This window comes from Lysobacter sp. P5_B12, assembly GCF_056400425.1.
The window spans coordinates 661,466-688,403 of the sequence record NZ_JBFULG010000001.1; the positions used below are offsets into that span (position 1 = coordinate 661,466).

At 69.1% G+C, this 26,938-nt stretch carries 29 protein-coding genes and 1 pseudogene; 2 read left to right on the forward strand and 28 right to left on the reverse strand.

Annotated features, from left to right (window positions below):
• Positions 1-10: 10 nt before the first annotated feature.
• From AC1DOM_RS03065 to AC1DOM_RS03200, 28 genes and pseudogenes are all read right to left on the reverse strand, one after another.
• Positions 11-1,114: a flagellar hook-length control protein FliK gene (locus AC1DOM_RS03065; RefSeq protein WP_498960084.1), complete on the reverse strand. Its 1,104-nt coding sequence runs from the start codon at positions 1,112-1,114 to the stop codon at positions 11-13.
• On the reverse strand, positions 1,111-1,554 hold the full coding sequence (gene fliJ / locus AC1DOM_RS03070; protein WP_498960086.1) for a flagellar export protein FliJ: 444 nt from the start codon (positions 1,552-1,554) through the stop codon (positions 1,111-1,113). The genes AC1DOM_RS03065 and fliJ overlap by 4 nt, the downstream gene beginning before the upstream one ends.
• Positions 1,555-1,604: 50 nt before the next feature.
• The gene (gene fliI / locus AC1DOM_RS03075) at positions 1,605-2,969 is read right to left on the reverse strand and encodes a flagellar protein export ATPase FliI (RefSeq protein WP_498960087.1); all 1,365 of its coding nucleotides are present in this window, start codon (positions 2,967-2,969) and stop codon (positions 1,605-1,607) included.
• Entirely contained in the window at positions 2,966-3,559 is a 594-nt protein-coding gene (locus AC1DOM_RS03080) for a FliH/SctL family protein (RefSeq protein ID WP_498960089.1), read from the reverse strand. Before AC1DOM_RS03080 ends, fliI begins: the two co-directional genes overlap by 4 nt.
• Entirely contained in the window at positions 3,556-4,542 is a 987-nt protein-coding gene (fliG, locus tag AC1DOM_RS03085) for a flagellar motor switch protein FliG (RefSeq protein WP_498960223.1), read from the reverse strand. Before fliG ends, AC1DOM_RS03080 begins: the two co-directional genes overlap by 4 nt.
• A gap of 10 nt (positions 4,543-4,552) precedes the next feature.
• Positions 4,553-6,226: a flagellar basal-body MS-ring/collar protein FliF gene (gene fliF, locus AC1DOM_RS03090; protein WP_498960091.1), complete on the reverse strand. Its 1,674-nt coding sequence runs from the start codon at positions 6,224-6,226 to the stop codon at positions 4,553-4,555.
• Between the two features lies 1 nt (position 6,227).
• Positions 6,228-6,563, reverse strand: coding sequence for a flagellar hook-basal body complex protein FliE (gene fliE / locus AC1DOM_RS03095; RefSeq protein ID WP_498960093.1), 336 nt, complete (start codon positions 6,561-6,563; stop codon positions 6,228-6,230).
• An 82-nt stretch (positions 6,564-6,645) separates the two neighbouring features.
• Positions 6,646-8,118 (reverse strand): sigma-54 dependent transcriptional regulator, encoded by a 1,473-nt coding sequence (locus AC1DOM_RS03100; RefSeq protein WP_498960095.1) that lies wholly within the window; start codon positions 8,116-8,118, stop codon positions 6,646-6,648.
• Entirely contained in the window at positions 8,115-8,510 is a 396-nt protein-coding gene (locus AC1DOM_RS03105; RefSeq protein ID WP_498960096.1) for a response regulator, read from the reverse strand. Before AC1DOM_RS03105 ends, AC1DOM_RS03100 begins: the two co-directional genes overlap by 4 nt.
• An 11-nt stretch (positions 8,511-8,521) precedes the next feature.
• Positions 8,522-9,898 (reverse strand): RNA polymerase factor sigma-54, encoded by a 1,377-nt coding sequence (rpoN, locus tag AC1DOM_RS03110; protein ID WP_498960098.1) that lies wholly within the window; start codon positions 9,896-9,898, stop codon positions 8,522-8,524.
• Between the two features lie 160 nt (positions 9,899-10,058).
• Positions 10,059-10,685 carry a response regulator transcription factor gene (locus AC1DOM_RS03115; protein ID WP_498960100.1) on the reverse strand — a complete coding sequence of 209 codons (627 nt, stop codon included), beginning with the start codon at positions 10,683-10,685 and terminating at the stop codon, positions 10,059-10,061.
• A gap of 123 nt (positions 10,686-10,808) precedes the next feature.
• Positions 10,809-11,357: a PilZ domain-containing protein gene (locus AC1DOM_RS03120; RefSeq protein ID WP_498960102.1), complete on the reverse strand. Its 549-nt coding sequence runs from the start codon at positions 11,355-11,357 to the stop codon at positions 10,809-10,811.
• Positions 11,354-11,653 (reverse strand): hypothetical protein, encoded by a 300-nt coding sequence (locus AC1DOM_RS03125; RefSeq protein WP_498960104.1) that lies wholly within the window; start codon positions 11,651-11,653, stop codon positions 11,354-11,356. The genes AC1DOM_RS03120 and AC1DOM_RS03125 overlap by 4 nt, the downstream gene beginning before the upstream one ends.
• Entirely contained in the window at positions 11,650-12,048 is a 399-nt protein-coding gene (fliS, locus tag AC1DOM_RS03130) for a flagellar export chaperone FliS (protein ID WP_498960105.1), read from the reverse strand. The genes AC1DOM_RS03125 and fliS overlap by 4 nt, the downstream gene beginning before the upstream one ends.
• Positions 12,049-12,062: 14 nt before the next feature.
• Positions 12,063-13,397 (reverse strand): flagellar filament capping protein FliD, encoded by a 1,335-nt coding sequence (gene fliD, locus AC1DOM_RS03135; protein ID WP_498960108.1) that lies wholly within the window; start codon positions 13,395-13,397, stop codon positions 12,063-12,065.
• A 72-nt stretch (positions 13,398-13,469) separates the two neighbouring features.
• Positions 13,470-14,633, reverse strand: coding sequence for a flagellin (locus AC1DOM_RS03140; protein ID WP_498960110.1), 1,164 nt, complete (start codon positions 14,631-14,633; stop codon positions 13,470-13,472).
• Between the two features lie 147 nt (positions 14,634-14,780).
• On the reverse strand, positions 14,781-16,004 hold the full coding sequence (gene flgL / locus AC1DOM_RS03145; protein WP_498960112.1) for a flagellar hook-associated protein FlgL: 1,224 nt from the start codon (positions 16,002-16,004) through the stop codon (positions 14,781-14,783).
• Positions 16,004-17,881, reverse strand: a complete 1,878-nt coding sequence (gene flgK / locus AC1DOM_RS03150; RefSeq protein WP_498960114.1) for a flagellar hook-associated protein FlgK — start codon at positions 17,879-17,881, stop codon at positions 16,004-16,006. The genes flgL and flgK overlap by 1 nt, the downstream gene beginning before the upstream one ends.
• A 7-nt stretch (positions 17,882-17,888) precedes the next feature.
• A pseudogene (gene flgJ / locus AC1DOM_RS03155) lies at positions 17,889-18,737 on the reverse strand (flagellar assembly peptidoglycan hydrolase FlgJ); the annotation flags it as partial.
• 83 nt (positions 18,738-18,820) lie between these two features.
• Complete coding sequence (locus AC1DOM_RS03160; RefSeq protein WP_498960116.1) at positions 18,821-19,924, reverse strand: flagellar basal body P-ring protein FlgI; 1,104 nt, start codon at positions 19,922-19,924, stop codon at positions 18,821-18,823.
• Positions 19,925-19,935: 11 nt separating this feature from the next.
• Positions 19,936-20,640, reverse strand: a complete 705-nt coding sequence (flgH, locus tag AC1DOM_RS03165; RefSeq protein ID WP_498960118.1) for a flagellar basal body L-ring protein FlgH — start codon at positions 20,638-20,640, stop codon at positions 19,936-19,938.
• Positions 20,641-20,645: 5 nt separating this feature from the next.
• Positions 20,646-21,431 (reverse strand): flagellar basal-body rod protein FlgG, encoded by a 786-nt coding sequence (gene flgG, locus AC1DOM_RS03170; RefSeq protein ID WP_498960120.1) that lies wholly within the window; start codon positions 21,429-21,431, stop codon positions 20,646-20,648.
• 28 nt (positions 21,432-21,459) lie between these two features.
• A complete protein-coding gene (locus AC1DOM_RS03175) occupies positions 21,460-22,209 on the reverse strand; it encodes a flagellar basal body rod protein FlgF (RefSeq protein WP_498960122.1) in 750 nt (249 codons plus the stop codon).
• Positions 22,210-22,214: 5 nt separating this feature from the next.
• On the reverse strand, positions 22,215-23,435 hold the full coding sequence (flgE, locus tag AC1DOM_RS03180) for a flagellar hook protein FlgE (RefSeq protein WP_498960124.1): 1,221 nt from the start codon (positions 23,433-23,435) through the stop codon (positions 22,215-22,217).
• 11 nt (positions 23,436-23,446) lie between these two features.
• Positions 23,447-24,115: a flagellar hook assembly protein FlgD gene (locus AC1DOM_RS03185; protein ID WP_498960126.1), complete on the reverse strand. Its 669-nt coding sequence runs from the start codon at positions 24,113-24,115 to the stop codon at positions 23,447-23,449.
• 20 nt (positions 24,116-24,135) lie between these two features.
• Positions 24,136-24,543, reverse strand: coding sequence for a flagellar basal body rod protein FlgC (flgC, locus tag AC1DOM_RS03190; RefSeq protein WP_498960127.1), 408 nt, complete (start codon positions 24,541-24,543; stop codon positions 24,136-24,138).
• Between the two features lie 9 nt (positions 24,544-24,552).
• Positions 24,553-24,915: a flagellar basal body rod protein FlgB gene (gene flgB, locus AC1DOM_RS03195; RefSeq protein ID WP_498960128.1), complete on the reverse strand. Its 363-nt coding sequence runs from the start codon at positions 24,913-24,915 to the stop codon at positions 24,553-24,555.
• A 79-nt stretch (positions 24,916-24,994) separates the two neighbouring features.
• Positions 24,995-25,915, reverse strand: a complete 921-nt coding sequence (locus AC1DOM_RS03200; RefSeq protein ID WP_498960130.1) for a chemotaxis protein CheV — start codon at positions 25,913-25,915, stop codon at positions 24,995-24,997.
• 86 nt (positions 25,916-26,001) lie between these two features.
• On the opposite strand from AC1DOM_RS03200, the gene AC1DOM_RS03205 reads away from it, so the two are divergent.
• Complete coding sequence (locus AC1DOM_RS03205) at positions 26,002-26,532, forward strand: flagella basal body P-ring formation protein FlgA (RefSeq protein ID WP_498960132.1); 531 nt, start codon at positions 26,002-26,004, stop codon at positions 26,530-26,532.
• Between the two features lie 91 nt (positions 26,533-26,623).
• Positions 26,624-26,938: a flagellar biosynthesis anti-sigma factor FlgM gene (gene flgM / locus AC1DOM_RS03210; RefSeq protein WP_498960134.1), complete on the forward strand. Its 315-nt coding sequence runs from the start codon at positions 26,624-26,626 to the stop codon at positions 26,936-26,938.

The following is a 26,938-nucleotide window of genomic DNA, read 5'->3' on the forward strand; positions in this document are numbered from 1 at the left end:
CGGAATGCCGTCAGGCGTATTCGTCGACCAGGCCGCGGGTGCGCAGCGGACGGGAAAGCGTCGTGGCGGCCGTGGTGCCGTCGTGCGAAGCGGCCGCATCGGGTGTTGCGTCCTGCGGCATCGGGCGTGCGTCGTTCTGGCGCCGTTGGCCCACGTCCGCGTGTCCCAGTTGCAGGCCCTGCTGCCCGAGCATTTCGCGCAGGCGCGGCACGCTCGCTTCGAGCGCATGGCGGACTTCGGCGTGCGCGCTGTGGAATTCGGCATTCACGCGCGTGCCGTCGACTTCCACCCGCACGTCGATCGGCCCGAGGTTGTCGGGGCTGATGCGGATCTGCGCATGGCCGATGCGCTGACCCGCCATCCAGCCGATCTGTGCGCCGAAGTCGTCGTCGAAGCCTGCATCCGGGTCGATCGGCATCGAAAGCGGTGGTGTGGTCGGTGCGACGGCGGCGGTTGCGCTGGTCGAATGCGAAGCCGCTGCGGGCGCGGGCGCCGCCAGGAGGTTGCTGAAGTCGGAGGCCGGCTGCGGCGTTGCGTTCGGCGCATCGCCGTTCGCCGCGTCCATGAATGCAGTCACGGCCGCATGCGTCGGCAGCGGCGTGGTCGTCGCGGCGGCGTCGGTGGAAGTCGAGGCGATGGCCGCGGGCAACGCCGTGCCCGCGATCGGCTGTGCGATCGACGCAGGACGCGCGGCGCGCATCGCCTCGTCGCCCTGCGGCGTTGCGGTCGCTTGCGCGGGCGCATTCGCCGGCGCGGCGGAGAATGCCTGGCTGCCGACGAGCAGGGCCAGCAATTGGTCGGGCGGCATCGGCGTGGTCGCGGCGTCGAGCGCATTGTCCGTCCGTGACGCGGGTGCGCGCGCGGGGTCGGCCGGGGTTGCGGCGGCGGCCTCCGCGGGATCGTGCGCGGCCAGCAGTGCATCGAAGTCGCGCGGCGCGTTGGCGTCTGCGCCATCGTTCGCAGGCGACGGCGGGGATTTCGGTTTCGTCGTCGCGGCGGTGCCTTGGGTGTCCGAGGCTTGCGCAGCGGATGCGTCCGCAGTCGCGTTCGCTGGCGTCTGTGTCGGCGCCGGCGTCGGTGCCGTCGCCGTCGCGCCCATCGTGCCCCCGATCACGCCGACGTCTCCCCGTCGGGCGCAGTGCCCCCACGACGCCCCGCGAGCTCATCGAGTTCGCGTTGCACGCGGCGGTCGGCTTCCTGCGATTCGCTCGCCTTGTAGCTGCCGGACAGTTGTTCCATCACCTTGGTTTCGCGACTGGCCAGCAGCAGGCGCATGCGTTGCACGTCGCTGAGCTGGCGGTTCTGGTCGACGATGCCGGCCTGCTGCACGACGGCGGCATTGAGGCGTTCGCGGAACGCGAGCCGGTTCACCAGCAGCGCGGGCGTGGTGGTGTCGCCGGGGGCCGCCGCGTATTCCTCGGCGTAACGGCGCAACGCGTCCAGGCGTTCCTGTTGCTCGGCGAGCACGCGGTCGCGCTCGGCGACCTGGCGCGCGGCCGTGTCCTGGCGTTGCTGCACCACCTTCAGGAGGGGTTCTAAGCGTCGCGAACGCATGGGTAGTGGACTCCGGGATCGATCACTGTTTCGAACTTGCTGTATGAAAATCAGGCATCGGCCAGCACGCGCTCGAGGGCGGCGCGACTGGATTCGACGTTGGCGGCCTCGCTGACATCCTGGCCGAGGAATTGCTGGATCGCGGGCCAACGCGCGGTCGCTTCGTCGACCACCGGATCGCTGCCGCGCTGGTAGGCGCCGATGGCGATCAGGTCGCGTTGCGCGTTGTACGCGGCGATCAGGCGTTTGAGTTTGCGGATCCGTTCGCGCCACGGGGCATCGGTGATGTCCTGCATCACGCGGCTGACCGACACTTCGACATCGATCGCCGGGTATTGGCCGGCGTCGGCGATGCGGCGCGTCAGCACGATGTGGCCGTCGAGGATCGCGCGCGCGGCGTCGGCGATCGGTTCCTGCTGGTCGTCGCCTTCGGTCAACACGGTGTAGAAGGCGGTGATCGAACCGCGTCCGTCCGCGCCGTTGCCCGCGCGTTCCACCAGCGCCGGCAACTTGGCGAACACCGACGGCGGATAACCGCGCGTGGTCGGCGGTTCGCCCACCGACAGGCCGATCTCGCGCTGCGCATGCGCGAAGCGCGTCAGGGAATCCATCAACAGCAGCACGTGCAGGCCCTGGTCGCGATACCACTCTGCGATGGCGGTGGCGCGCAGTGCACCGTGCAAGCGGGCGAGCGGCGGACGGTCCGCGGGCGCGGCGACGACCACCGCGCGGCGCAGGCCTTCCTCGCCCAGTGTGCTTTCGACGAAATCGCGCACTTCGCGGCCGCGTTCGCCGATCAGGCCCACGACGATGACGTCGGCGGCGGTGTAGCGGGTCATCATCCCGAGCAGCGTCGACTTGCCGACACCCGAGCCTGCGAACAGGCCGACGCGCTGCCCACGGCCGATCGGCAGCAGCGCGTTGATCGCGCGCACGCCGACGTCGAGCGAGCGCGTGATCGGTTCACGCGTGAGCGGATTGATCGCGACGGCCGCCAGGCCGACGCTGTGTTCGCGTCGCACCGGCCCGCGGCCGTCGAGCGGCACGCCGTCGCTGTCGATCACGCGGCCGAGCAGGCCTTCGCCGACCGCGACTTCGCCACCGCGGCTGCGCGAAGGTACGACGCGCGCGTTCGGCAGCAGGCCGCCGAGGTCGGCGGTCGGCATGAGGAAGGTGCGGTCGCCGGAGAAGCCGACGACTTCCGCTTCGACCCAGCGGCCGCCGTGCGTTTCCACGCGGCATCGCGAACCGAGCGGTGCACTGCAACCGGACGCTTCGAGCGTGAGGCCCACGGCGCGGCGCAGCACGCCTTCGCGAGAGAGGCCGAGCGATAGCGGTTGCGGCGTGCGCGCCTGCAATTGTTCGGCCAGGCGCAGGTTGCGCGCATCGCGCCAATGATCGGCGGGCACGCTCACGCGTCGGATCCCGTGTGCGCCGCGACGGTGGCTTCGAGCACGCTGCGCAGGCGTGCGGCCAGCGTGCCGTCGATGCGCACGCCTTCGCTGTGCAGCCGCAGTTCGCCGCGCCCGAGCGCGGTGTCCATCGTCAGGCGCACGCCGTCTAGGCCCATCAGGTGTGGTGCGAGCACGCCGAAATCGTCGGGGTGCAGGCGCAGTTCCATTTCGCGACTGTCGCTGCCGACGGCGTCGAGCGCTTCGCGCACGAGTTCGGCGAGCAGCGTGGGATCGGCGACATAGGCGCGGCCGAGCAGGCTGCCGGCGATGCGCACCGCGAGGTCGGCCAGCGCGTCGGCGACTTCGCCGTCCAGGCGCGCGAGCGGACGCGTGAATCCATCGAGGATGCCTTCGATCTGCGCGATCATCCGCCGCACTTCGGCCTGGCCCGACGCGAGTCCCTCGGCATGGCCGCGCGCATGGCCTTCGGCGTACGCAGCTGCTTCGAGTGCCTGCAACTCTTCGACGCTGGGCGGCGCGGGAAGATCGGGTTTCGGCGTATTCGCCGTCGCCAGGCCCGGCGCGGTCCAGCGCACGGCTTGTGCGTTCATACGAAGGCCTCGGTCTTCGCCGACAACTGGATCTCGCCGGCTTCGGACATGCGACGCACCGTGGCGAGAATTTCCTTCTGCGCAGCTTCCACTTCGGCCAGGCGCACCGGGCCGCGCGCTTCCATGTCTTCGAGCAGGATTTCGGCGGCGCGCGAGGACATGTTCGAGGTGATCTTGTCCTTGACGCCCGGATCGGCGCCGCGCAGCGCGATGGCGAGCTTGTCGCTCGGCACGTCGCGCAGCACGGTCTGCATCGAGCGGTCGTCGAGGTCGGCGAGGTTGTCGAAGACGAACATCAGGTCGCGGATGCGCGTGCCGAGTTCGCCGTCGACGTCGCCGATCGCGCCGAGGATCGCTTCGTCCTGGCCCGAGTCCATGAAGTTGAGGATGTTCGCGGCGACCTTGATGCCGCCGACCATCGAGGACTTGATGTTCTGGCTGCCGGCGAACTGCCGCTGCATCACGTCGTTGAGTTCGTTCAGTGCGTGCGGCGGAATGCCGTCGAGCGTGGCCAGGCGCAGCAGCACGTCCACGCGCACGCGGTCGGGCAGGCACTTGAGCACTTCGGCGGCCTGGTCGCTGTCCAGGTGGGCCATGACGATGGCGATGATCTGCGGATGCTCGTTGCGCACCAGCTCGGCGATCGCGCGCGGCTCCATCCACTTCAGCGAATCCAGACCCGAGGTGTTGCGGCCCATGAGGATGCGGTCGATCAGGCTGCTCGCGCGCTCCTCGCCCAGCGCCTGGGTGAGCACGGCGCGCACGTAGTCGTCGGCGGCCGAGCCGAGCACGCCGGGTTGCGCCAGCGTGTCGACGAATTCATCGAACACGTGGGCGACCGATTCTCGCGAAACGCCGCCGACGGAGGTCATCGCCAGGCCGAGCTTCTGCACTTCCTTGGCGCCCATGTGCTTGAGCACTTCGGCGGCCTGCTGTTCGCCGAGCGAGAGCAGGACGATCGCGGCGCGCTGCACGCCGGACAACACGGGCGCGTCAGCCATCGGATTCCACCATGCTGCGCACGACCTGGGCGACGCGCTTGGCGTCGGTGTTGACCGCCGAACGCGCGACTTCGAGTTTCTCGTCGAAGTTCATCAGCGCGGGCGAGGGCGTCTTGGCCGAGCGCGTCGTGGACGATGCCGACAGGCTGACCGGAATCTCTTCGTCGGGATCGACGATCGTGGCGGTGATTTCCTGCGGCTTGCGCGTCTTCGGCGCGAGCAGCGCACGGAACGCGGGGCGCAGCACGAAGAAGATCAGCAGCAGCACGGCCAGGCCGCCGAGCACGACGCGCGTCAAGTCGCGTGCGCGCGGTTGTTCCCACAACGGGGGCGCGTCGTCGGCGTTGTCGGCGACGTCGCGCGCGAAGGGCGCATTCACCACCGACACCATGTCGCCGCGTTGTGCGTCGAAGCCGATCGCTTGTTGCACCAGCGTTTCGACGCGCTTGAGTTCGGCGGCGGCGAGCGGGCGCAGCTTCTGCGGCTTGCCGGCTTCGGCCGCGCCCTGCGGTACGTTGTCGAGCAGGACCGCGACCGTGACGCGACGGATGCGACCGGGCGCCTGCAGCGTGTGCGTGAGCGTGCGGTCCATTTCGTAGTTGCGCACGGAGCTGCGGCTGCCGGGGCCGGAAGCCGTGCTGGCTTGTTGTTGCGGCTGCGCTTGCGTCTGCGCAGTAGACGCGGCATTCGCACCCTGCGCGGGCGGCGTATTGCTCGCGCTGCCCGGCACGCCCTGCGCCGGCGCCGAGCTCGTCGACGACAAATTGCCCGATTCGGACAACTGCTCGCTGCGGATGTTGGTTTGCGGGCCGTAGCGTTCGCTGGCCTCTTCGGTGCGCGCGAAGTCCATGTCGACGCTGACCTGCGCGCTGACGCGGCCGGGGCCGGTCATCGGTTCGAGCAATTCCTGGATGCGCTGCACGTACACCGCTTCCTGGCGGCGCTGCTGGTCGAACTGCCGCGCGCCGATCGCGTCCTCGCCCTCGGGATCGTCGTTGGAGAGCATGCGGCCGAACTGGTCCACGACCGTGACGTGCTCGGGCGCGAGGTCGGGAATGCTGGAGGCGACCAGGTGCACGATCGCGTTGACCTGGCCCTGTTCGAGCGCGCTGCCGCCGCGCATCTCGAGCACGACCGACGCCGTCGCTGGTTCCTTCTGCCGCGTGAAGGCGCTGGGCTTGGGCAGCGCGAGATGCACGCGCGCTTCGCGCACCGGGCGCAGGGTGGCGATCGTGCGGGCCAGTTCGTTCTGCAGGGCCTGCTGGTAACGCGCGTTCTCGATGAACTGGCTCGTGCCGAAGCCCTGGTCGCCCTGCAGCGATTCGAAGCCGGCGTGGTCGTCGTTCGGCAGGCCCGCCGCGGCGAGCGCCAGGCGCGCGGAAGCGACCTGGTCGGTGGGCACGGCGATCGCGCCGTTGGGATCGATGCGATAGGGGATCTTCGCGCCCTGCAGCAACTCGGTGGCCTCGCTGCTGGATTTCGCATCGAGCCCGGCCTGCACCGGCACGTAATCGGGCTTCTGCGTCCAGAAGAACAACCACAGCCCGAGCGCGATGGTCCCCGCGACGAGCGCGAGCATGCCGAGCTGGCGCACGGCCGGGATGTCCTGGAGATAGCCCAGGTCGCGCAGGCTGCTTGGCGTTTTGGGAAGAGTGATCGCGCTCATGTCAGATCGGCATGTTCATGACGTCCTGGTACGCCTGCACCAGTCGGTTGCGGACTTCCACCGTGGCGCGGAAGGCGACCTGCGACTGCTGCATGGCGACCATCACGCGCGCCAGGTCGGCGCGCGGGTCGCCGAGTTCGAATGCGGTCTGCAGTTGCGAGGCGTTGGCCTGGGTCTGGTTGACCTGGTCGAGCGCGTTGGTGAGCGACTGCTGGAAACCCGACGCGGCCGGCGGCGTGGCGGCGACCGCGTTGCCGGCCGGTGCGTCGCCCAGGCCGCGCGTGCGTATTTCGTGCGCGCGGATCTGCGAGAGGATCGAGTTGATGGCGTCGGTCATTGCGGTCGCGGTCGCTGCCAAACGGGCTTGCGATGACTAGGCAAGACGCGTGCCACGGACGCGGCGGGAAATTGGCGTCGGCTCAAAAACCCGAGGCTTCGTCCGTGGCCTGCTCGCCCTGGTCGCGGAAGATCCCGTACTTGCGGAGCTTCTCTACCAGCGTCGTGCGACGCAGGCCCAGCAAGGGCGCGGCATGCGCGACGACGCCACCGGATTGGTTGAGCGCGCTTCGGATCAGCTCCAGTTCGATGCCCGCCATGTGGCCGCGCAGGTCGATGCCCTGCGGCGGCAGCGTGGTGTTGGGCGAGAAGCGCGAAGGGTCGACCGCCGCCGGCGCGCTCGCACCGATCGCGGCCGCGATCTGCGCCGGTTCCGGCGCCGGTTCGAAGCCCTGCGTCGGCATGCCGGCGCGGTATCGCGCGGGCAGGTCGGTGGCGCGCACCACGCCGCCGGGATGCAGCACGGCCAGGCGTTCGATGAGATTGCTCAACTCGCGCACGTTGCCCGGCCAGGCGTAGTGCTGCAGGACCACGATCGCGTCGGGCGCGAGCGTGGCCTGGCCGCGCCCGCCTTCGGCGAGCTGGCGGCTGATCGCTTCGATCAGGTCGGGCAGGTCCTCGGCGCGGTCGCGCAGCGCGGGCATCTCGATCGGGAACACGTTGAGCCGGTAGAACAGGTCCTCGCGGAACTTGCCCTCGCCGATCTGCGTTTCGAGGTTGCGGTGCGTGGCCGCGATCACGCGGACGTTGCAGCGGATCGGCGCGCCGCCGCCGACGCGTTCGAACACGCGCTCCTGCAACACGCGCAGCAGCTTGACCTGCATCGCCATCGGCATGTCGCCGATTTCGTCGAGCAGCAGCGTGCCGCCCTCGGCCATTTCGAAACGGCCCTTGCGCTGCGTCAACGCGCCGGTGAAGGCGCCCTTCTCGTGGCCGAACAGCTCGCTCTCGAGCAAATCGGGCGGGATCGCGCCGCAATTGATCGCGACGAAAGGTTTGCCGCTGCGCGACGAACGCGCGTGGATCGCGCGCGCGGCGACTTCCTTGCCGGTGCCCGATTCGCCGAGGATCAGCACGGTCGTGTCGTGCGGCGCGACCTGCGCGATGGTGTTGTTGAGGAACAGCACGTCGGCGCTGCGACCCGTCGGGCCGATCTGCGGCACTTCGCGGCGCGCGTCTTCGTCCAGGCGCTTCAGGCTCGCGCGGCGCAGGACTTCCTGCAGCTGCGTGCGGCGGATCGGGAAGGCGAGCGGCCACACCGCCTGCGGATGCAGGCAGGCGCGCCACTTCGCATCGGGCGCGTGGCCCGGCAATTCCAACACCGGCGGATGCAGCGACTGCGCCGCGAGCCATTGCGCGAACGCGGACCAGCTGGTGCCATCGCCGATGTCGCCGACGACCACCGCCAGCCAATCGCTGGCGCGCCAGCGCGTGCGGTCGAGCTCGTCGGCATCGGCGGCGATGCGCGGCTTGAAGTCCATGAATTCGAGCAGGCCGGCCACGTGTTCGGCGCGACGCATGTCCTGGTCGACGATGAGGATGCGCGACTCGCTCATGCGGGTGCCGTCTCGTCTTGCGTCGAGCGTTCGAGCTGTTCCAGCAGCGGCAGGACGTCGTGGAGGTAGGTGAGTTTGCTGACGAAGGCATCGGCGCCGGCGCGTTGCGCATGCGCACGATGTTCGCTGTCGTCGAAGTGGCTGGCGATGACGACGAAGGGCGCGCCGTCCTGCGCCTTGATCAGGCGCGTGGCCTGCAGGCCGCCCATCTCGGGCATCGCCAGGTCCATCAGCACAGCGTGCGGGCGCAACACTTCACATTGCGAGATCGCCTCGATGCCATTGGACGCGGTGCCGACGATGTCGATCCACGGCAGGCGGCGGAAATGGCGGATCGCCGCGGAGATGAACCCGGCATGGTCGTCGACCAACAACACTTTCAGTCTGCTCATTGCTTCGAATCTCAGGCGCGCAATGCGATGCGCTGGCGCGCACGCACGGGGCCGATGGACAGTTGGTCGCGATACTTCGCGACGGTGCGCCGGGCGATGCGGACGCCCTGGCGTGCGAGCAGTCCGGCGATGACATCGTCGGCCAGCGGTGAGTTGGCGGGCTCGGCATCGATGAGCTGCTTGACCATCGCGCGCACCGCGGCGCCGCCGACTTCGGCGCCTTCCAGGCGAACGGCGAACAAACGCTTGAGTTCGATCGTGCCGCGCGGGCACTGCAGGTACTTGCCGTTGACGATGCGCGAGACCGTGGATTCGTGCATGCCGATCGCATCGGCGACTTCGCGCAGCGTCAGCGGGGCCAGGCCGACGTCGCCGCGTTCGAGGAAGCCGCGCTGGCGTTCGACCAGGATCTGCGTGGTGCGCAGCAGGGTGTCGTTGCGCATCGCCAGGCCACGCACGAGCCAACGCGCTTCGTCGAGCAATTCGCGCAGCACGGCGTGGTCGCCGTTGTTGCCCGACAGCGCGCGCTCGCAGTGCGGTGCGATGCGCACGCGCGGCGCCGAACGTGCGTTGAGCGCGACGCGCCAGGCGCCGCCGCCGAACCAGGCGACCACGTCCGGCACGATGTGTTGCCCGTCGGCCTCGATGGGTGCTTCGATCGGATGCGGACGAAGCGACAGCACCAGCGCGATTGCAGCGTGGATCTCGTCCGCGGAGGCGTGCGTGGCCGCGACGAGCGCGGGAACGTCGTGCGCCGCGAGCAGTGCCAGATGCTGCGCGAGGATACGCGTGGCGAGTTCGCGCACGGCGCTTGCAGGCTGCATCGTCAGTTGCGCGCGCAGGCATTCGCCGGCGTCGGCCGCGGCCATGCCCGGCCACTCGCCGTGCAACAGGCGCTGGCGGATGGCTTCGAGGTCGTGCTTCGGAAACGCCGCCGCGCCTTGCGCGAGCAGGTCGGCCAACGGGTGTTCGAGATAGCCGCGATCGTCGCAATGGTCGAGCCACCAGGCTGCGGTTTCGAGGTCGCGCGCTTCCCAGTGCAGCGCCATTTCGCGCAGCAGACGCACGCGCGGATCGCTCGAGGCCTGGTCGGCGATGCGCGCCATCGCGTCGTCTTCGCCGTTCCAATCGCCCGACACACCGGACTGGAACGCCGGCTCGGGCAATTCGTCCCAGGCGGCCGTTTCGGCGCAGGCCGCGTCGGCGGCGTGATCGACTTCGTCTTCTTCGGAAGTCTCTTCGTGCTCGAGCAAAGGATTGCGTTCGAGCGCCTGGTGGACTTCCAGTTCGAGCTGCTGCGCGTTGAGCTGGAGCAGCCGGATCGACTGCAACAACTGCGGCGTGAGATTGAGCCCCTGCACCTGGCTGGTGCGGACTGACGCTTTCACTACGTTGTCTCCCCTGATCGGCCTGGACCGATCCCCTGGGACACATGCTGTCGCAACGGCGCGTGAATCCGAATCGGGGCAAACCCGCGCGAAAGTAGGGGGCGCCCCTAAGTGACGTAGGGGTCTCCCCTACATTGCGTCACAAACCAGTCACCGCGCGTCACCTTTTGTCGTGATGTCGCATCGCGATGCGCAGCAGCTCGGTGGCGTTGCGCACGCCCAGGGTTTCCATCATCCGCGCGCGGTGCGTTTCCACCGTCTTGGCGCTCAGGCCGAGGTCGGCGGCGATCTGCTTGGTGGTGCGGCCGGCGCCGAGTGCTTCGAGGATCTCGCGCTGCCGCTTGGGCAGCGATTCGATGTCGCCGGTGCCGAGGGTCTTGCGCCCGCGGTGCGCCTGCAATTGCGGGGCGAACACCTGCGGGCTGAGGAAGGTGCGGCCGGCGGCGGCGGCGCGGATGGCCACTTCCAGTTCCGCCGGTGCGGCTTCCTTGACCACGAATCCGATGGCGCCGCGCTTCAGGGCTTCGCGCACGTGCGCGGCGTCGTCGTGCATCGACATGATGACCACGGCGGTTTCCGGTTGCGCGGCGTGCATTTCCTCGAGCGCTTCGAAGCCGCTGCGCCCGGGCATCGCCACGTCGAGCAGCATCACGTCGGGAATCATCTGGCGCGCGCGGAGCACGGCCTCGTTGGCGTTGCTGGCTTCACCGACCACCTCGATCCCGTCGAAGGAATCCACGAGCCGGCGCAAGCCCGCCCGCACGAGAGTGTGGTCGTCGCAGATCATGACCCGAACCAATCCGTCGCCTCCCTGGCAACTTTTCCGGGAGTCAGCTTACGCAAGGTGCCGTCGCCGCGTGTTGACGGCCGGTCACCACTTGCGCCGGCCTCATCGGCGCATTCGTGCGGATCAGCGCGGACGGCGGCTTTCGGCCACGGCGCGCCGATGCAGGCGGAACAGGTGGCGTTCCAGCGCCGCTTCCAGGGCCGGCGGCAGGTCGTCGAAGCGCAGCAGTGCGCCGTCGTCGGCCGAGGCGATCACGGTGGCGGGCAGCAGCAGGGGCGAGGGCAGCCAATCGGCGGGCTGCACGCGCAGCAGGCCGGTCGTGCCCACCGCGAGCGGGGCATCGACCGCCAGCAATGCGCCACGCGCCGACCACTGCAGGGCGCGCAACGGGTCGGTCGCATGCGCGCCCGCGAGCGTGGCCACCAGCGTGGTGAGCAGGTCGAGCTTGGCTTCGATGCGGTGAAGCGAGGACGCATCGTTGCCGTCGGTGTCCTCGTGGCGCGGGCTGTCCTCGACCACGGCCAGTGCGCGCAACAGCGCCTCGCTGCGCGCGAACAGTGCCTGCAGGCGCGCGCCGTCGAGCACGGTCGCCTCGAACGCCGCGGGCCGCGTTTCCCGGCAGGCCAGGACGTCGCCGAACAGCGCTTCGCGTGCGGCCTGCACGGCGTTCATGCCAGTTCCCGCAGCCAGGCGCGCGCGCCGCGATGATCCTCGCCCAAACGCGCGAGCGCGGTGGCGACCTTCGCGCGCGCGGCGTGCAGTTCGCCCAGCATCGCGCGCTGCGCGAGCAGCAGGTCGATCCAGTGTTCGCGCACGATCGTCGTCGAATCCAGCGTCGCCAGGGCCGCGGCCACCGCGCGCTGGTGTTCGCTCAGCAATTGCGTCGCGCGCAGCCAGTCGTGCGCTTCGATCGCCTCGCGCAATTGCACGGCGGGCAGGTTCGGGACGCTGGCGACCACCGCATTCATCGACCGGCGTCTCCCGGCGCGATCGCGCGCCACGCCGATTCGATTTCGCCGAGCAGGGTGTCGACTTCGTGCAGGGGCACCGTGTCGTTCTCGGCGTTGGCGGTCAGCAGGCGACGTTGCGCGTAGTCGTACAGGGCCTGCAGGCCGTCGGCGATCTCGCCGCCCGCTTCGAGGTTGAGCGCGCCATCGAGCGCGGCCACGATCGTGCTCGCTTCGCTGATCGCCTGCGCCTTGCGGGCGATGTCGCCGCGTTCGAGGCAGGCGATGGCCAGGCGCGCGCGCTCGCGTGCGCCGGCCAGCATCAGCGTGATCAGCTGGTGCGGGTTGGCGTCGAGGACGGCACTGGACACGCCGGTGTTCCGGTACTGGTTGGCGAGGTTGCGGGCGCTGTACATGGGATCGTCCGGCGTCAGAGGTTGGACAGTTGTTGCGTGAGGTAGCTGCTGATCGACTGCATCTGCGTCATCAGCCCATCCAGCGCGACGAACTGCGCGCGATAGCGTGCTTCGACCTGCGTCATGCGCGTATCCAGGTCGTCGCGTTGCTTGGCGATCGATTTGGTGCGCGCCGACAAGCCCTGGTCGCGATCGTGCAGCAGGCCGTCGTCGTCGAGCAGGCGGTCGAGCGACTGGTCCAGGTGCGCGGACAGGCTGTCGTCGCCGGTGAACAGGCGCGCAGCGGGCGCAGCATCCTTCGCCATCGCGGCGTCGAAGGCAGCGTCGTCCATCTTCAACAAGCCATCGGCGCCGACCGTGATGCCCAGCGCCTTGAGATCTTCGACCTGCTCGCCGACCTGCGCGCGCAGATCGCGGCTCACGCCGCGCACGAGCGGATCACCATTGAGCGGGGCAGCGACCTTCGTCGCTGCGTCGTAGCGCGAGACCGACTTCAACGCGGTCGTCGCACTGTTGTAGGAGGAGACGAACGCCTTCGCCGCCGTGCGCAACACCGAGCTGTCGGCGGCGACGGTGAGGGTCTGCGTGGTCCCCGGCTCGGCCTTGGTCAGCGTGAAGCTCACGCCTTCGACCAGGTCGGCGATCGTGTTGGTGGGGCTGCTGCGCTCGAAGCCATCGACCTTGATGCGTGCGTCGGTCGCGGCCTCGAGTTGTTGCATGGTGTTCGGTGCGGACGCGTTCGCGAACACCGCCAGGCCGCCGTCGCCGCCGCTGGCGGTGATGTGCAGCGCGTTGGCCGCGCCGGTCTGCGTCGCGCTCAATACCAGGTGCGCGCCATCGTCGGCCTGCACGATCGTCGCGACCACGCCCTTGCCGCCGGCCGCCTTGTTGATCGCGTCGCGCACGCCGTCGAGCGTGTTGTGCGTCGCATCGATGTCCACCGCGATCGTCGTGTCGCCGCTGGCGATGGTGAGCTTGCCGGTGCCGACGGGCGTTTGTTGCGTCGCGAACGGGGTCGAAGCGAGTTTGTGCGCGCTGGAGAGCGCGAGGACTTCGACGTCGTAGCGGCCGATCGCGGCGTCCGACGTCGTCGTCACGGAAAAGTGGGCGCCTTCCGGCACCGAGGCCTTGCGCGCCTGGACGGTCTCAGGCAGGCGGAGCTTGCCGATTGCGGTGCGCAGGCCGTCGAGGGTGCTGCGCAGGGTTCCGAACGCCGAGATCTCGGCCTTCGTCTTTTTTTCGAATGCGTCGATGCGCGCGGCGGTCGGCGATCGTTCGGCCGTGACCAGCTGCGACACCAGCGTGTTGACGTCGAGCCCGCTGCCGATGCCTGTGGAGGTGATGCTCATCGGCGGCGGCTCCTTCTACTGGAAGAAAAAAGACGCAGGGCGCGATGGATCCGCGCCCTGCGTTCGTAACGGTTAACGCAGCAGGCTCATCACGCCCTGCGGCGCCTGGTTGGCCTGGGCGAGCATCGCGGTACCGGCCTGCGTGAGGATCTGCGTGCGGGTCAGTTCCGCCGTTTCCTTCGCGAAGTCGGTGTCGCGGATGCGGCTGCGCGAAGCGGTCAGGTTCTCGGACGTCGTGTTGAGGTTCGCGATGACCGAAGTGAAGCGGTTCTGCACGGCACCCAGGTCGGCGCGCGCGCTGTTGACGGCGTTCAGCGCACCGTCCATCGCGAGGATCGCGTCGTCGGCGCCCGAGGCGGTCGAGATGTCGAGCGTGGCGAAACCGGTGTGCGCGGCACCTGCGACCTGCGTGGCCGTACCGGCGGTCGCGCCGGCCGTCACGCCGCTGACGTTCGTCAGGTTGGCGAGGGTCAGCGTGGCGTCGGTCGAGGTCAGCTTGCCGGTGTTGTCCATCGAGACGTTGGCCAGCGCGGTGTTGGCCGGGTTGGCCTTCGCGGCGTCGAACGCGGTCTTGAGCGCGGCGGTGGCGGCGGCTGCGTCGGCGGCGCCGTTGGCGGTGGAAACCGTCACGCCGTTGATGTCCATCGACACGCCGGTGGCGAACGCGGTGGCCGAGGCCGAGGCGGTCGTCTGCGTGTAGGTCGTCGTCGACGGCGAGTTCCACGAACCCAGCGCGGCGATGTTGGCGTCGGCGATCGAGGCGACGGTGATCGTCTGGCCCTGGTTGGCGCCGACCTGGAAGGTCTGGGCGGTGAACGAACCGTCGAGCAGCTTGGTGCCGTTGAACGAGGTCTGGTCGGCGACGCGGTCGATTTCCGACTTCAGCTGCGAGACTTCCTTCTGCAGCGCGGCGCGGTCGTCCGACGAGTTGGTGGCGTTGCGCGACTGCACGGCCAGCTCACGGATGCGCTGCAGGTTGTTGCCGATTTCGCCCAGCGCGCCTTCGGCGGTCTGCGCGAGCGAGATGCCGTCGTTGGCGTTGCGCGCGGCCTGGTTCATGCCGCGGATCTGCGTGGAGAAGCGCTCGGAGATCGCCAGGCCGGCGGCGTCGTCCTTGGCGCTGTTGATGCGCAGGCCCGATGACAGGCGCTGGATGGTCGTGGCGAGGCTGGCGCTGTTGGTCGCGAGGTTGCGCTGAGAGTTCAGCGACATCACGTTGGTGTTGATGATGGACATTGCGTTGTTCTCCTGGTGACGGTGCCGACGGGGACGCCGGATCTGTGGTCCGCAGGGGCGTGCCGTTGGTGGCGATGTCCTCTGCTGGGGTCGATAACGGCACCGTCTTCCGGGTCTTTAGCGCCTCTTGTCGCTCAGGTCGATTTGTCAACCGATTTTGTCGAACAACGACAGCCCCTGGATCCGCAGCATCGACTTCTGCGCGGCTTCCAGGGCGGTGGATTGCAGGGTCAGGCGGCTGATCGCCTCGGCGTAATCGGTGTCGCGCAGCTGGGAAATGCTGTCGGACAGCGCGATTTCGTCGCTGTCGCGGCGATCGGCGGTGTCGTCGATGGCCTGCAGGCGCATGCCGGTGCTCGCGCGCACGGAGAGCATGTGGTCCTGTGCGGTGGCGATGTCGCCGATCACCCCGCCGATGGCGTTGGCGCGACGCGCGGCATCGGCCGGCGTGCCCGAGGGCGCTTCGAGTGCATCGGCCAGGGCATCGAGCGTAGCGAACACATCGCGTGTGGGTGCCGGTTGCAGCGTGAACGCGTCGCCGGTCGCAGGCGCGCCCGTGATCGAGAATTGCACGCCGAGCCCCGCGGCGGGATCGGGGATCGCCTGGCCCGTCGCATAGGTGCCGACGACCGGCGGCACGAGCGCCACGCCGCTCGCGTCGACGACTTCGTAATTGGTGGGCGACGTGAAACGCACCGTGAGCGCGCCGCCCGACCACGCCGTCGCATCGCTCACCTGCGCTTGCTGCAATACGCCGCTGCCGGTGTTGGCCGCGTTCGCGCTGCCGCGCACGAATCCATCGCCGGTGCGCACTTGCAGGAACACCGCGCTGCCGGGATCGGTGTCGGCGATCGCGACTTCCGGCGCGATGTCGATGTGGTTCTGCCCGTCGTCGCCTTGGTAGGCGATGCCCGCCGCGCCGTCGACGAAAGGCGCCACGCCATCGCGCGTGCCGGCGAACAGGCGACGCCCGTTGCCATCGTCGCGGTTGGCGATGCTGATCAGCGAGGCGCGCAACGCACGGATCTCCACGGCCACGGCGCGACGATCGCCGTCGGACATCGTGGCGTTGTTGCCCTGGATCGCCAGTTCGCGTGCGCGAGAAAGCACATCGCCCGTGTCGGCGAGTGCGTCTTCCTGCGTGCGCAGGCGATGTTCGGCCGCGCCTGCGCTCTTCTCGAATTCGCCGAGCATCGACAGCACATGGTCGAGCCGTTGCGCGGTGGCCGCGCCGACCGGATCGTCCTTGGCCTGCGTGATGCGCACGCCGGTGGTGAGTTGTTGTTGCGTGTGCGCGATTTCCTGCTGCTTGCGCAGCAGCGCGGACAGGCCTTGCGCATGGAGGGCGGCGGTCGAGACGCGAAGAGTCATCAGCGGATCGCTCCGAGCAGGGTCTGGAACACGTTGTCGGCGGTGGCGATGACCTGCGCGGCCGCTTGGTAGGCCTGCTGGTAGCGCAGCATGTCGGCCGCCTCTTCGTCGAGGTTCACGCCCGAGACCGAGTCGCGCTCGGCGGCGATCTGCGTGTCGAGCGTTTCCTGCGCTTCGAGCGCGAGATCGGCGTGGCGTGCATCGCTGCCCACGCGGGCGGTGAGTTGGCTCAGCCCGTTGGTGAGGCTGGTCGCGCCGCCATCGAGCACGCCCTTGGTGTCGAGCGCCGCGAAGTTGCGTGCATTGCCGTTGTCGGCGGCGCGCGGCGGCGTGCGCGACAGGGTGAAGGTGTCGCCCGCGCCCGGCGTGCCCTGCAGGTTCAGCGACCAACCGTTGCCGGCGATCGGCGTGCCGGCGGTGAAGGTGTACGGGCCCGCGCCATCGATGGTGTAGGTCGTGGCGTCGATGAAGTCGATCGTCGCGCCGGCGAAGCTTGCGAACGCCGACGGATCGGTGACCACCGGTGCGTCGGCTTTCGCATTGCCGATGTTGGTGGCGTCGGCTTTCACCTGCAGCGGCGATGCGGCCGCGATGCCGTTGGGATCGCGCATGATCAGTTTCAGGCTGCCTGCGGCATCCGCGGTCGGCGCGACGGCGAAGCGATCGCCGGCCGCGGCCGCGCCACCGACGACGATCGACACGCCTTCCGCGCGCAGCGGATCGGCGGCCGTGCCGGTGCCCGTCAACGTGACTGCTTCGCCGGTGCCCGCGCGCGTCGCGCTCCAGGTCGCGCCGTCGAAGCGCAGTTCGAGGTCGTGGCCGGTGAGTGCGCCGGTGTCGGTAATCGTCGCCGACAAGGTCGCGCTGCCGGTGTTCTTCGCATGCGCATCCACGCGCGGCGGTGCGATCGCGAACAGATCGGTGCCGGCCACGCCGTTGTAATCCACGCCCGCGCGTTGCACGTCGTTGGCCGCCATCGCGAAGGCGGTGGCCACGCGGCCGAGTTCGGCGCGCGCCGGATCGAGCGAATGCGTGCGGAATTCCAACAGCCCGCCGACTTCGCCGCTGAACGCCGACGCCGACAAACGCACCGTGCCGCCACTGCCTTCGAGCGCGACCTGCAGGCGATCGGAACGATAGGGATCGGTCGCCGTCGTCAGTTGCATCGAACGCGCACCAAGCACGAGCGGTTGTCCGCCGGCGGTGAACACGTTGATGGAGCCATCATCCTGCGCGACAGTGCTGCCACCGACGAGCTTGGCCAATTCGCCGATGCGTTGTTCGCGTGCGTCGAGCAGATCGGGCGAGGCGTTGGTGCCCGCGGTGGCGATGTCGCGGTTCAAGCCGGCGATCTCGCCGGCGAGGCGATTGGCGTCGCCGACGGTCGTCTTCAGGCGTTGGTCGGTGTCTTCCTCGATCGAGGAGAGTTGGCCGTCGAGCGAACGCCAGCGCGCGGCGAGTTGGTCGCCCGCGGTGATCAGCTGGCTGCGCGCGACCGGCGAGGTCGGATCCGACGACACGCCCTTGGCCGCGGCGAAGAACGCCGACCACGGCGTCGACAAGCCGGTGGCCTTGTCCGACAGCAACGCATCCACGCGCGAGTTCAGCGACGAGAGTTGTTCCAGGCGTCCCATCTCGCCGCTGCTGTCGACCTGGCGCGCGAACACCAGGCCATCGGCGAGACGGCGCAAGCGCGCGACATCGACGCCCTGGCCGATCGCGCCGATGTTGGTGGCCTGGCCCGGGCGCGCAGACAGTTCGACGCGCTGCCGGCTGTACCCGGGCGTGGCCGCGTTGGCGACGTTGTGTCCGACGGTGCCCAGCGCGCGCTGGAAGGCGAGCAGGGCGGAGGTGCCGGTGGAAAGGATGCCTGTCATGTCAATTCAATCCGGCGAGTGCGCGGTTGAGGGTGTCGCCGTAGGCGATCGCGGTGACTTTCGCGGCATACGCCGGGTCGGTCGCGTAACCGGCTTGCTGCAAGGCCGCGGCGAAACGGTGCGTGTCCTCGCCCGTGCCGCGCGCGGCGGCGTAGCGTGCATTGCCGAGCAGGCGCGCGTAATCCTCGAAACTCTCGGCGGCCGAGCCGTAGGCGCGGAAATCGGCGCGCGTGGTTTCGCGCACGCCGTTGGTGTATTCGTGTGTCGATGCGCGCATGCGCTGGCCGTTCCAGCCGCCGCCGGCCTTGATGCCGAACAGGTTGTTCGACGTCGTGCCCGGCGTTTGCGCGAGGCGACGGCCCCAGCCGGTTTCGAGCGCGGCCTGTGCGACGAGCGCCTTCGCCGGTACGCCGAGTTCCGCTGCCGTCTTCTGCGCATGCGGCCAGACCGAGCGCACGAAGGCTTCGGGGCTGCTGCAATCCAGCGGTGCATCCGGGTCGCAGGTGGGCGCGGTGGTCGGCGCGGGCAACGGCATCGGTGCGATCGCGGGCATGGAAATGCCGGATGTCGACGGCGTGAGCGACAAGCCGCCGTTGGTGGCGGGTGCAAGCGTCGGCGCAGCGACGGGCGCAGCGGGCGACTGCGCGGCACCGGTCGTACGTTCGAGCTGCCGCATGATCATCGGCGCGAGGCCGAGGCCGCGTCCCTTCGTGAGTTCGCGCGCGAGTTGCTGGTCGTGCATGTCGCGGTAGGTGGTGTCTTCGCCGAGCAGCGAATCGCCCATCGAGGCGCTGCGCATCGACTTGATCAGCATCTGCGCGAACTGCGTTTCCAGTTCGCGCGCCGCTTTCTCGATGCGCGCATGCGACGTGCCCGCCGATGTCTCGGCGGGCGCGTTGAGTGGCAATGAGGCGGAAGGCAATCGCATGTCCGGGTTCCTCAGATCACCTCGAGTTCGGCGCGCAATGCACCTGCGCGCTTGAGCGCTTCGAGGATCGCGACGATGTCGCCCGGCGCGGCGCCGACGGCGTTGACCGCGCGCACGATCGATTCGAGCGACGTGCCGCCCTGGAACAGGAACATACGGCCGCCGTCTTCGCGCACTTCGACGCTGGATTGCGGCGCGACGACGGTGACGCCGCTGCGGTTGCCATAACCTTCCGGCTGGCTGACCTGCACGGCTTCGACGATCGACACGGTCAACGCGCCGTGCGACACCGCCGCCGGCAACACGGTGACCTGGCCGCCCATCACCACGGTGCCGGTGCGTGCGTTGACGATCACCTTCGCCGCACCGACGCCCGGATCGATGTCGAGCGATTCGAGTTGCGCGAGAAAGGCGATGCGGTCGCCGGCAGGCGGCAGGATTTCGATGGTCACGCCATCCAGGGCCTTCGCGCGGCCCGGACCGAACGCGCGATCGACCGCCGCGACGATGCGCGCGGCGGTGGTGAAATCCGATTCGTGCAGGTTGAGCGTCACGGTGCCGTCCTGCAGGCCACCAGCCACCGCGCGCTCGACGATCGCACCGTTGGGAATGCTGCCGCCGTTGGGCGCGTTGACCGAAATCTTCGAACCATCTCGGCCGGCCGCACCGAAACCGCCGACCATCAGCGTGCCTTGCGCGATGGCGTACACCTGTCCGTCGGCACCGCGCAGCGGCGCCATCAACAGGCTACCGCCGCGCAAGGAACCGGCGTTGCCGATCGACGAAACGGAGACATCGATCGTCTGGCCCGGCTTCGCATACGCAGGCAGTTCGGCCTGGATGGCGACGGCGGCGACGTTCTTCAGCTGCGGATTCACGCCCGGCGGCAGCGTGACGCCGAGTTGGTCGAGCATCGTCTTCAGGCTCTGCACCGTGAACGGGGTCTGGCTCGTGCGGTCGCCGCTGCCGTCCAGGCCGACGACCAGACCATAGCCCACGAGCGGATTGCCGCGCACGCCGGCCACTTGCGCGAGCTCCTTGATGCGTTCGGCGTGTGCATTGCCGACGAAGGCGCACAGCAGCGCGAATGCGGCGAAGAGGCGGGCGCGTTGCATGCGGGCGTCCTTCAGTACGGGAATGCGGCGGAGTTGAAGAAGCGGCCCAGCCAGCCCATCGCGTTGGAACGCGCGAGCGTGCCGTTGCCGCCGTAGACGATGCGGGCCTCGCCGATGCGATCGGATCCGATGCGGTTGTCGGGACCGATATCGGCCGTGCGCACGATTCCTTGAACCTGCACGAGTTCGTCGCCCTGGTTCAGGCGCAGACGCTTTTCGCCGGCCACGCGCAGGTGGCCGTTGCCGAGGTTCTCCACGACGGTGACCGTGATCGTGCCGGCGAGCTGGTTGCTCTGCGCGCTGTCGCCGTTGCCGGAGAAGTCGCGCGAGCCTTCGATCTCCGCCTGCAGGATCGGCTGGCCGTTGTGCGTGATGTCCTGGCCGAAGATCGTGGGCGCGGCGAGGTTGACCCCCGCGGCCTTGGTCACCGCCGTCTTCGCGTTGGCCTTGGCGCGCGTGTTCTCGAGCAGCACGATGGTCAGCAGGTCGCCGACCTCGCGCGCCTTGTTGTCTTCGAACAGGCGCATGCGCCCGCCGTCGGCGCCGCCACCGGCGCTGGCGTAGATCGAGCCTGCATTCGCCGCCGAAGGCTGCTGCATCGCTTGTGCATGCACGGCCGGCGCGCCGGATTCGGGCGCGAAGGTGCGCGCGTCGCCGACAAGGCTCGCGCAACCGGACAGGGCCAGCATCGCGAGCACGGCAAGGATCGCTTTCATCGGCGTCACAGGTTGTTGTTGAGGTAGCCGAGCATCGAATCGACGGTGGAGATCGCCTTCGCGTTGGTCTCGTAGGCGCGCTGGGTTTCGATCATCGACACCAGCTCTTCCACGACGTTGACGTTGGAGCCTTCGAGCGCACCCTGTGCGAGCACGCCGACGCCGCCCTGGCCGGGCGCGCCGCTCTGCGCGGGGCCGCTGGCGCCGGTTTCGACGTAGAGGTTTTCGCCCTTGGCCTGCAGGCCGGCGGGATTAACGAAATCGGCCAGCGTCAGCGCGCCGACCTGCACGGCCTGCGCCTGCCCGGCGATCTGCGCGCTCACCGTGCCATCGGCGCCGATGGTCACGCTCTGCGTGCCTTCGGGGAATTGCAGGCCGGGCTGGATCGGATAACCGGAGTTGGTGACCAACTCGCCCTGCGAATTGATCTGGAAGCTGCCGTCGCGCGTGTACGCGGTGCTCCCATCGGGCATCAGCACTTCGAAGAAGCCGCGGCCGTTGATCGCAACGTCCAGCGCATTGCCCGTCTGGTTGAGCGCGCCTTGCGCGAACTGCTTGGCGGTGGCCGACACGCGCACGCCGGTGCCGGTCGACAGGCCGCTGGGCAACTGCGTCTGTTCGGAGGACTGGCCGCCGGGCTGGCGCACGGTCTGGTACAGCAGGTCCTCGAAGCTGGCGCGATCGCGCTTGAAGCCGGTGGTGCTGGTGTTGGCGAGATTGTTGGACGTGACCGCCATGCGCGTCTGCTGCGCGTCGAGGCCGGTCTTGGCGATCCACAGAGCCTGGGTCATGGCGGATTACTCGGAAGGGTTCGAAAGGTCAGCGCGAGGAGAGCAGGGAATTGCCGGAGCGCGCGTTCTCGTCACCGCTGTGCAAGACGCGTACCTGCATCTCGAACTGGCGGGCGAGTTCGATCATCGACACCAGCATCGCGGTGCCGTCGACGTTGCTGTTTTCGAGCACGCCGGTGCTGAGCACGTTGCCGGACGCGGGCACCGGCGGCGTTGCGCCGGGTTTGGCGTGCATCAGGCCGTCGTCGCCGCGCACGAGGTCGCGGTCGTCGACTGCGACCACCTGGAGGCGCCCGGCGTTGGCCATCGTCGACGCCGGCTGGCCCTGCGGCACGATCGACACCGTGCCGTCGCCGCCGATGTTCAGCGCGTCGTTCGGCGGAATCGACATCGGCGCGCCGGATTGATCGAGCACCACCAGGCCGTTGCCCGTGACGAGCTGGCCGTTGGCGTTGATCTGCAGATCGCCCGCGCGCGTATAGGCCACGCCGCCCGCGCGGTCCTGCACCGCCAGCCAATGGCCGGGTTGCAGCGCGACGTCGAGCGCGTTGCCGGTGGTGGTCAACGCACCGGCGGCGCTGCTCACGCCCATCTCCTGTGCGGTGGTGGCCACGCGCGAAGGCAATCCCGCGCCCGCGACGGGCGCGGCGACGGTGCCGGCGAGCGTGGCCCGGAATCCGACCGTGTCCGCGTTGGCGAGGTTGTGCGCGACATTCGCCTGCGCGCGCAGCGTGGCGCTCGCACCGGTCATCGCCACATAGAGGGAACGGTCGGTCATGTCGGTCAGCGGATGTTGATGACCGTCTGCGTGATCTGATCCTGCGTCTGGATCATCTGCGCGTTCGCCTGGAAGTTGCGCTGCGCGGTGATCATGTTCACCAGCTGCTCGGTGAGATCGACGTTGGAGGCTTCGAGCGCGCCGCCCTGCACCAAACCGAACTCCGACGTGCCCGCCGGGCCGCGACGCGCCTGGCCGGATTCGAAGGTTTCCGCCCAACCGTTGTCGCCCAGCGGCTGCAGGCCCTGCGGATTGGCGAACGTGGTCAGCGCGACCTGGCCCAGCGGCGTCGACACGCCGTTGGTGTAACGCGCGTTGACGATGCCTTCGGGCGAGACTTCGATGCCGGTGAGGCGGCCGGTCGCATAACCGTCCTGCACCAGCGAGGACACGCCGAACGCGTTGCCGTATTGCGTGGACGTGCTCAGGTCGAGGTTGATCGCGATGGGCGCCGCGCCCGTGGTGGGCGTGTAGGCGGGCAGCGTGATGCGGCCGGGCGAGGGCGAGGTCAGTGCGCCGGTGTTCGCGTACTGCAGGGTCTGCGGCGTGCCGACGTCGGTGCCGTCGATCTGCGTCTGCACCTGCCATTCGTTCGGATTGGCGGTCTTGATGAAATACATCGACTGCGTGTGCGCCGCGCCGAGCGAGTCGTACACGGTCAGCGACGTGGTGTGGGTGTAGGTGTCCGGATCGTTCGCGTCGAACGGCGTGAGCGTCGGCGGCGTCGCGTTGGCGGGCAGGTTGGTGCCGACTTCGACTTCGCCCGTGGCGCGCGGCGCGGAATCGCCGACGGCCAGTTGCAGGTCGCCCATGCGACCGGTGTCGAAGCCGTTGCCGCCGGCGTTGGGCAGGAACACCTGCAGGCGCTGGCCCGCGGGGTTCACCACGTAACCATCGCGATCGGTGCCGAAGTTGCCGGCCCGCGAATACACCGTCGCGCCACTGGCGGACAGCGTGAAGAAGCCTTCGCCCGACAAGGCGAGATCGAGCGAACGACCCGTGAAGTCGACGTTGCCCTGGCCGAATTGCTGCGCGACTTTTTCCAGTCGCACGCCCGCGCCGATCGCGTTGCGCGACAGGCCCGCCGCCGACGCGGCGAAGACGTCGCCGAATTCGGCGCGCGACTGCTTGAAGCCGGTGGTGTTGGAGTTGGCGATGTTGTTGGACGTGACGTTGAGGTCGGCCGAAGCCGCGTTCATGCCGCTGAGCGAAATGCGGAAACTCATGTCGTGCTCCCTTAGCCGATGCGGCGGATCGACGACAGCGGATGGCTGCCGAGGCCCGCGAGATTGAGGACGAGGCCGTCGGCCCCGATCGAAACGCTGTCCACCTTCGCCGCGACGTTGACCGTCAGCGCTTCGGCGGTGCTGCCGCTGCCCGCGGTGGCCTTGATCGTGTAGCGACCCTTGCCCGCCGGTTGTCCGGCGTCGTTGAGGCCATCCCACTGGAATGCCGTCGTGCCCTTGGCGGCGGCATCGACGGTCATCGTGCGCACGCGTGCGCCGGAGGCATCGACGATCTCGAAGGTGAGCCGGCCGGCCGACGGCGCGTCGACTTCGCCCTTCACGCCCGCGCCGGTGTCCAAGTCGAGCGTGGAGGCTTCGACGAGTGCGTCGTGCCCGACCAGCGATGCTGCGCGCAGCGCCTGGTCGGATTCCATGACGCTGGCGACCGCATCCATCGCGTTCTGCATCTTGTCGATGCCCTGCACGGTGGAGAACTGCGCGAGCTGGCCGAGGAACTGCGAATTGTCGAGCGGCTTGAGCGGATCCTGGTTCTTCAGCTGCTCGGTCATCAGGCGCAGGAAATCGGCCTGGCCGAGCGAGGTGTTGCGTTGCGACTGCGGCACGTTGAGGCCGAGTGCGCTGTACGCATCACTGTTGTTGTTGGTGTTGATCGTGGTCATCGGGTGTCGTCCCTTGCGCGTCAGCGGCCGAGGTTGAGGGTGGCCATCGCCAGTTCCTTGGCGCTGTTGAACACCTCGACGTTGGCCTGGTAGCTGCGCGAGGCGGAAATCAGATCGACCATCTGCGCGACCGGATCGACGTCGGGCGCGTACACGTAGCCCTGCGCGTCGGCGAGCGGATGGCCCGGTTCGTAGCGCTTGATCGGTGCGGCGGTACTCTCGGTCACCTGCGTGACCTGCACGCCGGACAGCGCGGGATCGCCGTTGACGGGCGTGGCTTCGAACACCGGGAGCTTGGCGTGGAAGACCGCTTCCGGCGTACCGGCGATGGAGTCGGCGTTGGCGAGGTTGGAGGCGACCGTGCTCAGTCGCACCGACTGGGCATTCATCGCCGAGCCGGCGACATCGAAGATCGGAAGGTTGCTCATGCGCGTGCCTTATTGGCCGGTGATCGCGGTCAGCATCGAGCGGACGCGCGATTCGATGAAGGACAGCGAGGCGCGGTATTCCAGCGTCGCCTGGGCGAAGGTGGCCTTCTCGCGATCGCCGTCGACGGTGTTGCCATCGAGGCTGGGTTGCGTCGCCGGGCGCAGGTAACGCGCGCCCGCGGCGGCCTGGCCCACGGCATCGCCGGCGGCGGCCGTCGCCGGATCGAGCGCTGCGTTCAGCGCGCCGGTGAAGTCCAGGTCCTGCGCCTGGTAATGGGGCGTGTCGGCATTGGCGATGTTGGCGGCGAGCAGCTGCAGGCGCCGTTCGCGCAACTCCAGTGCCGTGCCGTGGATGCCAAGGAAGTCGGACATGGGCCCCTCCGGGAGCGGAATTCCTCCCGGATCAGGCAAGGCGCGTGCCAGCGCGCGGATGTCTTCGGCGGAAAAGCCGTCAGCCGGCGGCGGTCACGCGCGCGGCCACGCGTTGCGCGAGTTCGCGCTCGGAGTACTTGGGAACGAAGTCGTCGGCGCCCACGCGTTCGACCATCGCCTGGTTGAACACCCCCGACAGCGAGGTGTGCAGCAACACGAACAGGCCGCGCAGCGCGGGGTCGCGACGGATTTCCGTCGTCAGCGTGTAGCCATCCATCGCGGGCATCTCGATGTCGGAGATGACCATCGCGTAGCGCTCGTGCGGGACCTGGCCGGCCTGCGCGAGTTGCTGGAGGTGGTCGAGCGCCTGGCGGCCGTCGGAGAGCAGGGTCGCCTCGAGCCCGAGTTGCTGCAGCACCGCGCGGATCTGGTTGCGCGCCACGCGGGAGTCGTCGACCACCAGCACTTCGCGCGGACCGCGGCCGGCGGGAATCGCCGACAGCGTCCCCGCATCGCCGGCGCGCGGTGAGGATTCGGCCAACACGCTCTCCACGTCGATCAACTGGATCAGCTCGCCCTGGTGGCGCGTCACGCCGGTGAGGTAGCGGCATTCGCCGCCCAGTTCCGGCGTCGGCTGGATCTGTCCGACCGCGACGTTGACGATGCGGTCCACGCCACCGACGAGGAAGCCCTGCACCGAGCGGTTGAATTCGGTGACCACCAGGTAGGTCGGGTCGAAGTCGGGCTGCACCGGGTGGTTGATCGCGCGCGCCAGGTCGAGCACCGGCACGCTGCGACCGCGCACGTCGGCCGCGCCCACGAACGCCGGCGGCAACGAGGGCAGGGTGAACAGGGGCGGGCGCAGCAACACTTCCTGCACCTTGAAGACGTTCACGCCAAAAAGCTGACGCGAGGCGAGCCGGAACAACAGCAGGGCCAGCCGATTGTGGCCGGCCAGGCGGGTGCGTTGGTCGATGCGGTCGAGAAGGTCCTGGCTCATGCCCCGCGTTGTCGGCGCGAATGCGCGTTCCTTGAATGGCGGCGTCGGGCACGCGCCTTGCACGCTTCCCGCATCGATTCCGCCCGATGCGTCCCGCCGTGCCCRCACACCGTTCCCTTCGCTTCGCCGTCGCCGTGCTGCTCGTTGCCTTCGCAACGTGCGCGTGCGCGGCGACGCCGGCCGTGCAATCGCTCGACGCCATCCGCGCCGCGGCGATCCAGGCGCTGGGGGGCACGGGCCAGCCCGCCGACGCGTTGCTCGACTCGGCCTTGCGCCTGGCGCCGTGCGCGCAAGCGCTCAAGGCCACGGCCACCGGGCCGAGAACGGTGCAGTTGCGCTGCGAGGACACGCCGGGTTGGCAGATTTATGTCCACGTGCGAATGCCGCGCGGGGGCTTGCCGAACCCTGCGCCCGCCCCGCAGCCCGAGTTCGCGCCGCTGCGGCGCGGCGACCCCGTCGTGATTGTCGCGCGCACGCAGGGCATCGAAGTGCGCATGGACGGCCGCGCGCTGGGCCCGGCCCAGGCCGGCGGCCGCGTCGCGGTGGAGAACACCGCCTCGCATCGCGTTCTGCGCGGGCGTGTTGTCGCCGACGGCGTGGTGGAGGTCGTGCCTTGATCACGGATCGACAAGACCACCGCCTGGGGCGTTCAAGTTTCCGAACGGCCCGCCGTTACAGTGCCCGAACGAGTCATTCAAGGAGCGTCCCATGACCCACAAGATCGACGGCGGACTGCCGGTCGCCCGCGCCCCGGGCGCCTCCGTCACGTCCGTCACTCCGCGAGCGGGTGCCAAGCGCCCCGACGCCGTGGGCGCGACGCCGCAGGCCGACAGCGTGCGGCTCACCGACGAAGCCGCGGGCCTGCAGGCGCTCGGTCGCCAGCTGGGCGCCGGCTCGGCCGGCATCGACATGCAGCGCGTGGAAGCGGCGCGCGCGGCGATCGCCGACGGCAGCTATCGCGTCGATGCGCAGACCATCGCCTCGAAGATGCTCGAGCTCGACAAGCAGCTGGCAGGCAAGTAA

Coding starts and splice junctions, on each gene's coding strand:
- flgH (WP_498960118.1), bottom strand. CDS start 20,640: ATGAAAGCGATCCTTGCCGTGCTCGCGATGCTGGCCCTGTCCGGTTGC.
- fliE (WP_498960093.1), bottom strand. CDS start 6,563: ATGACCGACGCCATCAACTCGATCCTCTCGCAGATCCGCGCGCACGAA.
- fliF (WP_498960091.1), bottom strand. CDS start 6,226: ATGAGCGCGATCACTCTTCCCAAAACGCCAAGCAGCCTGCGCGACCTG.
- fliJ (WP_498960086.1), bottom strand. CDS start 1,554: ATGCGTTCGCGACGCTTAGAACCCCTCCTGAAGGTGGTGCAGCAACGC.
- AC1DOM_RS03200 (WP_498960130.1), bottom strand. CDS start 25,915: ATGAGCCAGGACCTTCTCGACCGCATCGACCAACGCACCCGCCTGGCC.
- AC1DOM_RS03125 (WP_498960104.1), bottom strand. CDS start 11,653: ATGAATGCGGTGGTCGCCAGCGTCCCGAACCTGCCCGCCGTGCAATTG.
- AC1DOM_RS03160 (WP_498960116.1), bottom strand. CDS start 19,924: ATGCAACGCGCCCGCCTCTTCGCCGCATTCGCGCTGCTGTGCGCCTTC.
- flgB (WP_498960128.1), bottom strand. CDS start 24,915: ATGTCCGACTTCCTTGGCATCCACGGCACGGCACTGGAGTTGCGCGAA.
- flgE (WP_498960124.1), bottom strand. CDS start 23,435: ATGAGTTTCCGCATTTCGCTCAGCGGCATGAACGCGGCTTCGGCCGAC.
- flgM (WP_498960134.1), top strand. CDS start 26,624: ATGACCCACAAGATCGACGGCGGACTGCCGGTCGCCCGCGCCCCGGGC.
- AC1DOM_RS03175 (WP_498960122.1), bottom strand. CDS start 22,209: ATGACCGACCGTTCCCTCTATGTGGCGATGACCGGTGCGAGCGCCACG.
- AC1DOM_RS03185 (WP_498960126.1), bottom strand. CDS start 24,115: ATGACCACGATCAACACCAACAACAACAGTGATGCGTACAGCGCACTC.
- AC1DOM_RS03120 (WP_498960102.1), bottom strand. CDS start 11,357: ATGAACGCCGTGCAGGCCGCACGCGAAGCGCTGTTCGGCGACGTCCTG.
- AC1DOM_RS03100 (WP_498960095.1), bottom strand. CDS start 8,118: ATGAGCGAGTCGCGCATCCTCATCGTCGACCAGGACATGCGTCGCGCC.
- flgK (WP_498960114.1), bottom strand. CDS start 17,881: ATGACAGGCATCCTTTCCACCGGCACCTCCGCCCTGCTCGCCTTCCAG.
- fliD (WP_498960108.1), bottom strand. CDS start 13,397: ATGAGCATCACCTCCACAGGCATCGGCAGCGGGCTCGACGTCAACACG.
- AC1DOM_RS03080 (WP_498960089.1), bottom strand. CDS start 3,559: ATGAACGCACAAGCCGTGCGCTGGACCGCGCCGGGCCTGGCGACGGCG.
- fliS (WP_498960105.1), bottom strand. CDS start 12,048: ATGTACAGCGCCCGCAACCTCGCCAACCAGTACCGGAACACCGGCGTG.
- AC1DOM_RS03140 (WP_498960110.1), bottom strand. CDS start 14,633: ATGTCCATCATCAACACCAACGTGATGTCGCTGAACTCTCAGCGCAAC.
- flgL (WP_498960112.1), bottom strand. CDS start 16,004: ATGACTCTTCGCGTCTCGACCGCCGCCCTCCATGCGCAAGGCCTGTCC.
- AC1DOM_RS03115 (WP_498960100.1), bottom strand. CDS start 10,685: ATGATCTGCGACGACCACACTCTCGTGCGGGCGGGCTTGCGCCGGCTC.
- flgC (WP_498960127.1), bottom strand. CDS start 24,543: ATGAGCAACCTTCCGATCTTCGATGTCGCCGGCTCGGCGATGAATGCC.
- AC1DOM_RS03105 (WP_498960096.1), bottom strand. CDS start 8,510: ATGAGCAGACTGAAAGTGTTGTTGGTCGACGACCATGCCGGGTTCATC.
- flgG (WP_498960120.1), bottom strand. CDS start 21,431: ATGACCCAGGCTCTGTGGATCGCCAAGACCGGCCTCGACGCGCAGCAG.